The 11,625-nt window shown below is 58.4% G+C and carries 10 protein-coding genes; 6 read left to right on the top strand and 4 right to left on the bottom strand.

Features of this window, described 5'->3' with window-relative positions:
- Positions 1 to 4: 4 nt before the first annotated feature.
- The gene (locus FGO67_RS01805) at positions 5 to 1,426 is read right to left on the bottom strand and encodes an HDOD domain-containing protein (protein ID WP_203299028.1); all 1,422 of its coding nucleotides are present in this window, start codon (positions 1,424 to 1,426) and stop codon (positions 5 to 7) included.
- 197 nt (positions 1,427 to 1,623) lie between these two features.
- On the opposite strand from FGO67_RS01805, the gene FGO67_RS01800 reads away from it, so the two are divergent.
- From FGO67_RS01800 to FGO67_RS01780, 5 genes are all read left to right on the top strand, one after another.
- Positions 1,624 to 2,631, top strand: a complete 1,008-nt coding sequence (locus FGO67_RS01800) for an ATP-binding cassette domain-containing protein (RefSeq protein ID WP_203299919.1) — start codon at positions 1,624 to 1,626, stop codon at positions 2,629 to 2,631.
- The gene (locus tag FGO67_RS01795; protein ID WP_041339963.1) at positions 2,631 to 3,308 is read left to right on the top strand and encodes a methionine ABC transporter permease; all 678 of its coding nucleotides are present in this window, start codon (positions 2,631 to 2,633) and stop codon (positions 3,306 to 3,308) included. Before FGO67_RS01800 ends, FGO67_RS01795 begins: the two co-directional genes overlap by 1 nt.
- A 20-nt stretch (positions 3,309 to 3,328) precedes the next feature.
- Positions 3,329 to 4,111, top strand: a complete 783-nt coding sequence (locus FGO67_RS01790) for a MetQ/NlpA family ABC transporter substrate-binding protein (protein WP_203299027.1) — start codon at positions 3,329 to 3,331, stop codon at positions 4,109 to 4,111.
- A gap of 204 nt (positions 4,112 to 4,315) precedes the next feature.
- Positions 4,316 to 5,518: a glycerophosphodiester phosphodiesterase family protein gene (locus FGO67_RS01785; protein ID WP_420844493.1), complete on the top strand. Its 1,203-nt coding sequence runs from the start codon at positions 4,316 to 4,318 to the stop codon at positions 5,516 to 5,518.
- Positions 5,519 to 5,660: 142 nt separating this feature from the next.
- Positions 5,661 to 6,239 carry a porin family protein gene (locus tag FGO67_RS01780; protein ID WP_203299025.1) on the top strand — a complete coding sequence of 193 codons (579 nt, stop codon included), beginning with the start codon at positions 5,661 to 5,663 and terminating at the stop codon, positions 6,237 to 6,239.
- A gap of 45 nt (positions 6,240 to 6,284) precedes the next feature.
- On the opposite strand, the gene cysK is transcribed toward FGO67_RS01780, so the two are convergent.
- The 3 genes from cysK to FGO67_RS01765 form a co-directional block, all read right to left on the bottom strand.
- Positions 6,285 to 7,256 carry a cysteine synthase A gene (cysK, locus tag FGO67_RS01775; protein WP_203299024.1) on the bottom strand — a complete coding sequence of 324 codons (972 nt, stop codon included), beginning with the start codon at positions 7,254 to 7,256 and terminating at the stop codon, positions 6,285 to 6,287.
- Positions 7,257 to 7,294: 38 nt separating this feature from the next.
- Positions 7,295 to 10,219 (bottom strand): transporter substrate-binding domain-containing diguanylate cyclase, encoded by a 2,925-nt coding sequence (locus tag FGO67_RS01770; RefSeq protein WP_203299023.1) that lies wholly within the window; start codon positions 10,217 to 10,219, stop codon positions 7,295 to 7,297.
- Positions 10,220 to 10,297: 78 nt separating this feature from the next.
- Positions 10,298 to 10,741 carry a methylglyoxal synthase gene (locus tag FGO67_RS01765; RefSeq protein WP_203299022.1) on the bottom strand — a complete coding sequence of 148 codons (444 nt, stop codon included), beginning with the start codon at positions 10,739 to 10,741 and terminating at the stop codon, positions 10,298 to 10,300.
- An 86-nt stretch (positions 10,742 to 10,827) separates the two neighbouring features.
- Here FGO67_RS01765 and FGO67_RS01760 point away from each other — a divergent pair, with 86 nt between their 5' ends.
- On the top strand, positions 10,828 to 11,625 hold the full coding sequence (locus tag FGO67_RS01760; protein WP_203299021.1) for an ATP-binding protein: 798 nt from the start codon (positions 10,828 to 10,830) through the stop codon (positions 11,623 to 11,625).

The raw sequence follows: 11,625 nt of genomic DNA, 5'->3' as shown, positions 1-11,625 counted from the left end.
CCGCCTAGCGGGCGGCCATCAGGGTCAGGCACAGCTGGGCGTTCTGGATGAAGTGTCCGAACGCCGTCAGCTGCTGCTCGGAGGGCGTGTAATCACCGGCGGCGTTGTCCGCATAGAACAATCCCACGAGGCGGTTGCCGGCCCGGAGTGGCCCGATCAGGGCCGGCACCCGGCCTAGCCAGCGGTCGTAGCTGACCGAGCCTGGCGTTGTTCCAGGCCGATAAATGAAGCAGCCGTTCTCAGGTAGCAGGCCGCCGAGCATGCCACTGCCGTTTCTTGCGATGGTGAGGTGGTCGCGCCAACCTTCCGTGCCCCGGCCACTGAGTTTTCGTGGTACCAGAGCCTGTCCGTCCCGATCCGACATCAACAGGGCCACCCGTTGCATACCGATGGCCCGGTGTATGCCCTCAATCACCAGCTCGCAGATCTCGTTGATATTGGGCTGCTCGGCCAGGCTGTGGGTCAGGTCGCGAAGGATCTGCAATTGCAGCTCCGGATCCATCTCCGGGGCCAGGGCCTTGGGGTGATCATCGGCTTTGCGATTGCCGGGCATCAGCGCGGTGACCTGAGGAATGCCAAGGGAAACGGCTACCCGTGCGGCTTCTGAAGCGTTGACCTTGATCCGGTCCCGAACCGTCGCCGGATTCTCGTCAATGTCCTTGCCTAACTGCTCCAGCACCTTGTCCATTTCGGCGCCACTCCAGCCCTGCTCGGACAAACGGGCCATTTCCACCGAATGGCGCACCAGGCTGGCGGCCGGGGAATTGGCGGGCCCTGGCGAGACCACATCGCGGATAAAAGGGCCCAGTGACCAGGCTTCGACCAGGCCACGGGTAATTTCGGTAAAGGTGGAATGCAGCACCGCCTTCTGGGCTGGCACGGGGGCTTCCTCCAGTCGCAGGCGCTGCTCCAGTTCGTTGGCCTGATCGGTCTCGCAGGACCAGAACGCCAGTTCACCAATGTTCATCAGCAGGGCGCCAATGAACACTTCTTCCAGGGCGGTTTCATTGCGTTTGGGCATCAGGCACCGGGCCTGAACCGCGGCGTGGATAGCCCGGGCCAGGCAGCTCAGCAGGTGTGGTCGGTCGTTGCGTTGCAACAGCGCGTCGACGATCAGGGATGAAATGGCCATGGATTTCACGGCGTCGAATCCGATCAGGGTGATGGCGCGGCTGACGGTACTGACCTGGGTCCGGGTCTGGTTGTAAAACACGGTGTTGGACAGCCGTAACACCTGGGAGGTGAGCTGGGCGTCGTTCAGGATGACGCTGGCCAACTCGTTGACCGTGCTGTTGCGGTTGTCGGCCAGTTCATTGATGCGTCGCAGCGTATTGGCCAGAACCGGCAGTTCTACCTTGCTCAGATAGGTCACCCAGGCCTGGGTCGAGGTCATCCGTGCAGGGGTGGTCTTGTTGTCGGTGGTCACAGTAGTGGTCTCGGGGCGGTGATTGTTAGGATTCGGAGCGCCTTTCAAGTCAGTCTAATGCACCGCGGGAGTGGGTGTCAGGTAACGGTTTGTGTAAGGGCAACTACCCACACGGGCGATAGGCCCCGAATTCGGGTTTGGCGGCCGAATGGGCTATAATCGCCGGCTTTAATCGCTGCACCCACAAGGCGCTGACCGTGATTGTATTTGACCAGGTACAGAAGTCGTATCAGGTGGACGGCCGGGCGATCCCCGCGCTTCACCCCACTGATATGACCATTGAAACCGGCGAGGTCTTTGGCATCGTCGGTCATTCCGGCGCGGGCAAGTCCACGCTGGTTCGTCTGATCAATCTGCTTGAGCCGCCCTCCGGCGGTCGGATTCTGATCGACGACGAGAACATCACCGACTACAGCGCGTCTGAGTTGCGCGCGTTCCGGCGCAAGGTTGGAATGATTTTTCAGCACTTCAACCTGCTGTCTTCGAAAACTGTAGCCGACAACATCGCGTTTCCCATGAAGCTGGCGGGTATTTACTCGAAAGCGGAAATCCGGGACCGGGTGCAGGAACTGCTGGCCCGGGTCAGCCTGAGTGATCACGCCAACAAGTACCCGTCACAGCTGTCTGGTGGTCAGAAACAGCGGGTCGGTATTGCCCGTGCGTTGGCCTGCCGTCCAACCATCCTGCTGTGCGATGAAGCCACCAGCGCCCTGGACCCGCAAACCACCCAGTCGGTGTTGAGGCTGCTGGCGGACATAAACCGCGAACTTGGTTTGACCATTGTGCTGATCACCCATGAGATGGACGTGGTGCGCCGGGTGTGCGACCGGGTCGCGGTGATGGATGCCGGCCGAGTGGTGGAAATGGGGCCGGTCAGCGAAGTGTTCCTGCATCCGCAACACCCAACCACCCGGGATTTCGTGTTCGAAAGCGAGAGCATCGACAGCGAAGAGATGCAGGAAGATCTGCAGAAGGCCAAAGGCCGTATCATGCGTCTCACTTTCAAGGGCGATGCCACCTACAAGCCGTTGTTGGGCAGCGTGGCGCGCGAATCGGGTGTCGATTTCAGCATCCTGTCCGGGCGTATCGATCACATCAAGGACACACCCTACGGGCAGCTCACCTTGTCGCTGGTCGGTGGTGACCTTGATGTTGCCATGAGCGCGCTCAAAGCCGCCGACGTTCACGTGGAGGTGCTGCGCTGATGGAAGCCTTGATGGACGGACTGTTGAGTAACGTGGATTGGTCAGAGATTGGCCTGGCCAGCTGGGACACCCTGATCATGGTGGGCATGTCCCTGCTGTTCAGTGTGCTGATTGGTTTGCCGATCGGGGTGCTGTTGTTCCTTACTGGCAAGCGCCAGCTGCTGGAGCAGCCGGCGGCATACGCGGTGTTGTCGTTCGTGGTGAACGTGCTACGGTCGGTGCCCTTTATCATCCTGCTGATCGTGATGATTCCGTTCACGGTGATGCTGATAGGCACTTCGCTGGGTGTGGCCGGTGCCATACCGCCGCTGGTGGCAGGCGGAGCGCCATTTTTTGCCCGGCTGGTGGAGACGTCGCTGCGCGAGGTTGATCGCGGAATTATCGAAGCGACCCAGGCCATGGGCGCAAGCGTAAAACAGATCGTGTTCGGCGCCCTGTTGCCAGAGGCACTGCCGGGTATCATCGCGGGCATTACCGTCACCGCGATCACCCTGGTGTCCTACGCGGCCATGTCCGGCGTTATTGGTGGCGGTGGTCTGGGCGATCTGGCGATCCGTTTTGGCTACCAACGTTTCCAGACCGATGTCATGGTTATTACCGTGGCGTTGTTGGTGATTTTTGTTCAAGTGCTGCAAATGCTGGGCGACCGCCTGGTGCTGCATTTCAGCCGTAAATAATTCAAACAGGAGATACTCTTATGAACCTCAAGAAATCATTGGCGGCGCTGGCCGCAGCTGCAACTTTCTCTGTTGCCGCTTCTGCTGAAGAACTGTCCGTGGCAGCAACACCGGTGCCGCACGCTGAAATCCTCGAATTCGTAAAGCCAGCTCTGGCCGAGCAGGGCGTCGAGCTGGATGTGAAAGTATTCACTGACTACATCCAGCCCAACATCCAGGTTGATCAGAAGCGGATGGACGCTAACTTCTTCCAGCACCAGCCGTATCTGGATGAATTCAATGCTGGCCGTGGCACCGAGCTGGTTACTGTCACCGGTGTTCACGTGGAGCCGTTCGGCGCCTATTCCAGCAAGATTGATTCTCTGGAAGATCTGGAAGACGGCGCAGTCGTGGCTATTCCCAACGATCCTACCAACGGTGGTCGTGCCCTGCTGCTGCTTCAGAAAGCTGGCCTGATTACCCTTGAGGATGCCAGCAAGATCACTGCAACACCCCGTGACATTGCTGACAACCCGAAAGACCTCGACTTCAAGGAACTGGAAGCCGCAACGCTGCCGCGCATCCTGAACCAGGTCGACGTGGCCCTGATCAACACCAACTATGCGCTCGAAGCGGGCCTGAACCCGACTGAAGACGCGCTGATGATTGAAGGTTCTGATTCGCCTTACGTGAACATCCTTGTTGCCCGTCCGGACAACAAGGACAGCGACGCCATGAAGAAGCTGGCCGCGGCTCTGAACTCCGATGAAGTGAAGGCTTTCATCATGGAAAACTATGAAGGTGCCGTCGTCCCGGCATTCTGATGGCAGCCGCCTTTTCGGGCGGTAATTGCCCTATAAAAAGCCAGCGGACTTGAGCCGCTGGCTTTTTTTTGCCCATACGCAACACCCTGTCAAATTAAGGTCATGCTAACGTAACCCTCTGAGTGAACACTGACCTGTCAGTACATTTTGTCAGACCATTCATTTCAAAAGGAGCTGGGTATGAAGTTACGTCTACTGGTAACCATGGTGTTGTGTTTGGTGCCCTTGGCGGTCGCCCAAGCCCAGGCGTCTGTTGAAGTCGGGCCGCGACCATTCTGGTTGGTGGACGACATGGATGAGGGCCCGCTGAAACAGCGCCTGCAGGCCTGTCGCACCAAGACTATGAAGCGAACGGATTTCTCCATTGGTCATCGGGGCGCACCGCTGCAGTTCCCGGAACATACCCGTGAATCCTACATTGCGGCCGCCCGTATGGGCGCTGGTATTGTTGAGTGCGATGTGGCGTTTACCAAGGATCGGCAGCTGGTCTGCCGTCATGCCCAGAACGATCTTCACACCACCACCAACATCGTCACCGTGCCCGAACTGAACGCCAAGTGCACACAGCCGTTTGTGCCGGCAGATCCGGCCAGCGGCCGGGAGGCGCAGGCGGAATGCCGGACCAGTGACATCACTCTGGCCGAGTTCAAGTCGCTGAAAGGCAAAATGGATGCTTACGATCCCATGGCGACTACGCCCGAAGAGTATGTCGGCGGTACCGCGGACTGGCGCACCGACCTTTACTCCTCTCGCGGCACCTTGATGAGTCACAGGGAGAGCATCGAGCTGTTCAAGACCCTGGGGGTGAAGTTCACGCCGGAACTGAAAACGCCAGTGGTGGAGATGCCATTCGAGGGTGATTACAGCCAGCAGGATTATGCCCGCCAACTGATCGCCGAGTATCGCGAAGCCGGCGTGAACCCGAATGATGTCTGGCCGCAATCGTTCAACCTGGATGACGTCCTGTTCTGGGTGAATGAAACCCCGCGCTATGGCCGTCAGGCGGTGTTTCTGGACATGGCTGAACCCACGGCGCAGAACAGCTCCCTTTCTTATATGGAGGGGTTGAAGAAGCAGGGCGTGAACATTCTGGCGCCGGCGATCTGGAAGATGCTGGCACTGAACGGCAACCAGGAAATCGTTCCGTCGGAATACGCCAAAAATGCCGGCATGGCTGGCCTCGATATGATCGCCTGGTCACTGGAGCGCAGTGGTCCGTTGGCTGAAGGCGGTGGTTGGTACTACCAGAGCGTGACCGACGCCATCAACAACGACGGCGACATGCTGACAGTTCTTGACGTGCTGGCCCGGGAGGTTGGCGTTATCGCGGTCTTCTCCGACTGGCCGGCAACGACGACGTTGTACGCCAATTGCATGGGGCTGGCGAGCAACAGCGACGACCATTGAATGAACAGAAGATGACGATTTTGTAGTCCGATTTTAACCCCCATCAGGCAGGAACCCGGTTAAGGTGCAACCACGCAATCGCATCGTAGGTATGTGATTGCATGGAAGAAAGGACATCTGAACTCACTAGGAGGACTGCCTTATGAATTCCACAACCCGTTTTGCCTGTGCCACCGTTCTGACCGCGACTGCGTTTACCGCGCCGGCTGTCTGGGCGCAGGATGGTGTTGATCGTGAACAGACTGGGCCTTACATCAGTGGTAGCTATGGTGGTTATAAGGCCCACGGCGGTGAATTCGAAGACGAAAACGACATGCTCGGTGTCGCCTTGGGCTACCAGTTCAATCCGTTCTTTGCCCTGGAAGCGGAATACATCGATTTTGGTAATTTTGGTGAAGACGACGTTGAAGGGAAATTGAAGGGTGCGGGGCTAAGTGCCGTTGGTCGGCTCCCGCTAACTGACAGCTTCGGCGTATACGGTAAGGTGGGTGCCTTTGCATCAGCGTTCGATGTAGACGCGTTTGATGAAGACGAAACCTACGATGAGGTGAGTCCGTTTGTGGGGGCCGGCGTCGATTTCCGGGTCACGCGCCAGCTGACCGCATTTGCCGAGTACAACCACTACAACGTGGATATCGACGAAGATGACTTCAACGGTCAGGTCACCAACGATGGACCTGAATTTGATACCGGTCGAGTTGGTCTGAAGTACCAGTTCTAAGGATCAGCAGGGGCGCGGCCAGCGGCCGTGCCCCGCGTTAAATGCCTACTGTTTGTTTTCCAGATCGCCAAACCGATCGGCAAACAACGCTGACGACAGATAGCGTTCCGCCGAATCCGGCAGCACCACCACGATATTCTTGCCCTTGTACTCTGGCTGTTTGCTGACACGAACCGCTGCAACCACCGCCGCACCGCAGGAAATACCGCAAAGAATGCCCTCTTCCTGCATCAGGCGATGAGCCATCTCCATAGCGTCTTCGTTAGACACGGTTTCCACCTGATCCACCATGTCCAGATCGAGATTTTTTGGCACAAACCCAGCGCCAATGCCCTGAATCTTGTGGGGAGCGGGTTTGGGCTCTTCACCGTTGAGGGTCTGGGTAATGATCGGTGAATCGGTTGGCTCCACGGCCACCGTGGTGATTTTCTTGCCCCGGGTTTCCTTGATATAGCGTGAGACGCCGGTCAGGGTGCCGCCAGTGCCCACGCCGGACACAAAGACGTCGATCTCGCCGTCGGTGTCCTGCCAGATTTCCGGGCCCGTGGTGTCCTCGTGGATGCGAGGGTTGGCCGGGTTCTGGAACTGTTGGGGCAGGAAGTGGGTATCCGGGTCGGCGGCGACTAACTCTTCGGCTTTGGCGATTGCCCCCGGCATGCCTTTCGCGGGCTCGGTCAGAACCAGCTCAGCACCCAGTGCCTTGAGTACCTTGCGTCGTTCCAGGCTCATGGAAGACGGCATGGTGAGCACCAGCCGGTAACCGCGGGCCGCCGCGACGAAAGCCAGCGCGATGCCGGTATTGCCGCTGGTGGGTTCTACAATGGTCATGCCGGGTTTCAGGACCCCACGTTTCTCGGCATCCCAGATCATGGCCGCGCCGATGCGGCATTTTACGGAATAGGCGGGGTTGCGGCCTTCAATCTTGGCCCAGATGGTGGCCCCGTCACTTACCCGATTGAGCTGGACCAGGGGGGTGTTTCCGATGGAAAGGGAATTGTCCTCGTAGATGCGTGCCATGGTGTCCTCCTTGTGATTTTTTTGCAGTCTAGCACCCATCAATCCCTGATGGCGCGCACTTCCAGCCGGTTACGGCCATTCTTCTTGGCGGCATAGAGCGCCTGGTCCGCGAGCCGCAGGAAATGCGCTGGCGAGTCGTCTGGTTCCGGCACGCCGGTGGCCAATCCGATGCTCACGGTAAGGTGGATTTCCTTTCCGCTATAGACGGTTGGGCCGTCGGCGACGGCATCGCGGAATCGGTCGAGGCGCTCAACAATCTCTTTCGAGGTCTGGAAGGTGGTGAAAATGACAAACTCTTCGCCGCCAAAGCGGGCCAGGCGATCGGTCTCGCGCCTGAAATGATGGCGCATTTTTTCGGCCAGAGCTTTCAGGCAGTGATCCCCGGCTTCGTGGCCGTAGGTGTCGTTGATACCCTTGAACAGATCAGCATCGACCATGGCGACGGCAAATCCGTCGCGGTTGCGCTGGCACCATTGAAAACTCTTGCGGAACTCACGGTCAAAGTAGCTGCGGTTGCCCAGCTGGGTCAGATCGTCGGTCACGCTCAGGCGGGCGAGGGCGGCGTTGGCTCCCTCCAGCTGGCGGTTAACCCGGTCAAGCTTGCGATTCCAGTAGAACAGCAGTGAGGCGCCAAACAAGGCAATGCCCAGCACTTGCCAGACCACGCGGTAATCCACCGACTGCTCAATCTTGATGTTGCGCCAGTAACTTTCCAGGTTTTGCCGTTCCTCCGGGGTCAGGCTGTCCACCAGTTTTTGCATGATGTCGAGCAGGAAGGGCTCATCACTGCGGGTGGCGACCGATAATGACCAGTCAGCGGGTATGCGGCCAATCACTTTGATATCGGCCAGGCCCAGCTCCTGCAAGTGGTACATGGCGGTTGCCAGGGTAGTGACGTAGCCATCCAGCGCACCGTCCTGCAACCGTTTCAGACCTTCGGTCTCATACTCCAGCTCGACCGGTTTAAGACCGGGGTAGCGGTATTCCAGAAGCTCGGCAAAGGCGTAGCCCCGCACCAGGCCTACTCGCTGGTTGCGGAGGTCCCCGACGTTTTCAATGAACGGCGCCTCGATGCGTCCCAAAATAATGTTGGGTACGTGCAGGTACGGCGTAGTGAAGTTCATGTACTGAGCCCGCTCGGGGGTGCGCATTGCCAGCGAGAGCATATCGCAGCGCCGGTCCCGTGCCGCCTCAAGGCTGGCCTGCCAGGACTCGGTTTGCACCAGCTTGAACTGTATGTCGCCGCGTTCACTGTACAGGCGCAGGGCCTCAGCCGATAAGCCGGTGTGATTACCTGATGAATCCAGCCCCTCCAGGGGCATCCAGTCGTTGTCAATGCAGTAGGTGATGGTTCGGTTGCGCTGGTCCAGCCACAGCTGCTGTTCAGCAGAAAATTGGGGTTTGCTGAGGCTCTGGTTGTTCGTGGCCGAAGAGGCGCCCAGCCAGCGATTTTCGATCGTTCGCATTTCGGTCGGGCTGATCGTCGCCAGCGCATGATCCAGAATGCTGGCCAGAGGGGCGAGTGACCGGCGGACACCAAATCTCAGGTCCTCCCCGGGATGATCTTCCAGCACCAGTTCACCGGCAATTCGAACGCCCGGGATGCGGAGTTCCTGAACCCAGTAGTTACCGTTGGGCAAGGCTGCCAGCGCCACATCGATGCGGTCCTGCTCCAGAGCTGAAAACATCGATTCCTGGGAGTCGAACACCTTAGTGTTGTCTCCGAGTATGCTGACGACCTCGTTCTGATAGTAAATACCTTTGCTGATACCAACGGATAAACCTTGAAGGCTGCTCAAGTTATCGAATACGAGGCCGCCGTCTCGGGTAAATGCGACATTGGGAATGATGTAGTAAGGAGCGGTAAAGCTGGTAAAGGTTTTGCGCTCTTCGGTCAGCGACATATTGCCGAGAACATCAATGGTGCCATCACGCAGCATTGGAAACAGTTCAGACCACTGGCCGCTGACAGGAATGACCTGAAGCCCGGTGAGATCAGCCAGCCGCGTAAGCACATCCACTGAAAATCCCTGAAGTTTGCCAGCGTCTTTGAAGCTGAACGGCGCATAGTCTTCCATCAGGCCGACCCGAACCGGTCCCAGCTCAGCCAGGAACTCCCTCTGGTTTTCGTCCAACTGAAACTCCGCCCCACCAATAAGGCTGGCACCGCCAAACTCTTGCCAGCGTTGCAGTAATTCGTTTCTTCTCGGTTTGGAAATGGCCGCCAGTCCCAGCTGTATCTTGCGGAACAGCACGGGATTCTCCGCTCGTACACCGATGCGCAGGTCCTCCTGCGCTAGGGGGCCGAGGGGGGCTTCCGCGGCGATCGAAAGGAAATCCAAACCCGCGATTTTGGCCTGGTATTTTAGGCTCAGCCGCGGTCCGATGATGGCGTCCACCCAGCCAAAGGCGAGGGCCCGCACCAGGCCCGGGAAGGAGTCGTAGGTGCTGATATCAATACCCTGTTCGACCAGCAAGTCGCGGTAGTACACGTCTTCTACCACCCCAATCTTCATATCCTGCAGGTCAGCCAGCGACTGAATGTGCCCGATCGGCCGGGTGTCGTCCTGCATCAGGTAGGTTTGTCGGATGTGGTAGGGCTCGGTGAACAGGATTTCCTCAGCCATGCTTTCCCGGTACGAGATGGCGTCAATGGCGTCGAGCTCTCCGTTCAGAAAAGCGGCATAGAGCTCGGGCCAGTTCCCGACTCGGAACTCAAACTCCAGCCCGCTGTTGGCGGCGATTTCCTTGAGTATGTCGGCCGATAAGCCGGAGGTGACTCTACCTTCAAAAAAGGAATAGGGTTTGCTGTCAGCGACGACGCCGATGGAGACAGTGGTTTTTTCGTCGGAGGTTTCGGCGCCCAGGGCCGGTTGCCAGGCGCAAATCAGAAGTACAGTGAAAACGACTAGCCCCAGGCAAGTGAGAAGTGAACTCTTGAGGGGGGCGAACCTGTCGTTCATTGGGTTGCCGGCTGTCAGACATTATTGTTTGTTTCAGTTTAGTCCGTGCAGTCGGCCTTGCCCAACGGGGGCCGGTTGTCAGGAAGAGACCTTGCGGCCGGTGTAGTCGTTGAAATCGGGCCGCTTGGCTTGGTGGTGATCGTCCGTCATGTAGGCCGAGGTCAGGATAAATTCTGCTGTCGCCCGGTTGCAGGCCACTGGAATATTCCACAGCGCAGCGATGCGCAGCAGGGCCTTGATGTCCGGGTCGTGCGGCTGGGGTTCCAGGGGATCCCAGAAGAACACCAGCAGATCGATTTCGCCTTCAGCAATCTTGGCTCCGATCTGCTGATCGCCACCCAGGGGGCCACTGAGCAGGCAACGGATATCGTCCCGTTTGAGATGTTCGCGGAGCAGGCGGCCCGTCGTGCCGGTTGCGTACAGGGTTAGTGCGGTAAAGCGGGTGCGGTTTTCGGCAACCCAGTCCACCAGTTCCTTCTTCTTGTTGTCGTGCGCCACCAGGGCGACGGATTTTACGGCCATTTGAGGTAAAGTCTCCGTGTTACAGAATCCATCCAGGGCTTCAGTGTTTCACAAGCCGAGGGTGGACGGAATAGGACAGAAGGGGTATGCCAGTGACCAGTACAGTTGCCAGTTCAGTGGATTGGACCACCACGCCCGCTGCCGTTTGGCGCCGGCATCGGTCCGGTTTGCGCGCAATCCGCCGCCTCGATCCGGTGCAGTGGGAGGCGTTGACCGGTATCGATCGCCAACAACAGGCGTTGGCCCGGAATACCGAACGATTCCTGGCTGGCCAGCCTTCCAACAACGCCCTGCTCTGGGGCTCCCGGGGCACCGGAAAATCCTCGCTGATCAAGGCTCTGCTGAATCGCTACAGTGATCGCGGTTTGCGGATGATCGAAGTGGACAAGGACGATCTGGTGAACTTGCCGGAAATTGTCGATGACATTTGCGATCTGAGTTTCCGGTTCGTGATTTTCTGCGACGACCTGTCGTTCGATGTCGGCGAATCCAGCTACAAGGCGTTAAAGAGCGTGCTGGAAGGATCGCTGGAATTGCCGCCGGAGAATGTCCGGGTTTATGCCACCTCCAATCGCCGACACCTGATGCCCGAGTTCATGTCCGACAACCTCAAGAGCACCATGCAGGATGGCGAATTGCACCCGGCCGAAGCCATCGAGGAGCAGGTTTCGCTGGCGGATCGCTTTGGTCTTCAGTTGTCGTTCTACCCGTTCTCACAGGACGTCTACCTACAGGCTGTCGATGCCTTGTTCCCGGAGGTGCCGGACCGGGAGGCGCTGCACCGGCACGCCATTCGGTTTGCGACCGGCAAGGGCGTTCGCAACGGCCGCACGGCCAATCAGTTTTATCGCCAGTTCGCGGGGCATCCGTTCGCGCAGGACTAG

The sequence above is a fragment of the Marinobacter sediminum genome, from assembly GCF_016820575.1.
GTDB classification, from domain to species: domain Bacteria; phylum Pseudomonadota; class Gammaproteobacteria; order Pseudomonadales; family Oleiphilaceae; genus Marinobacter; species Marinobacter sediminum.
Note: the sequence above shows the minus strand (reverse complement) of the source record. Positions and strands in the feature narration are given on the sequence as shown.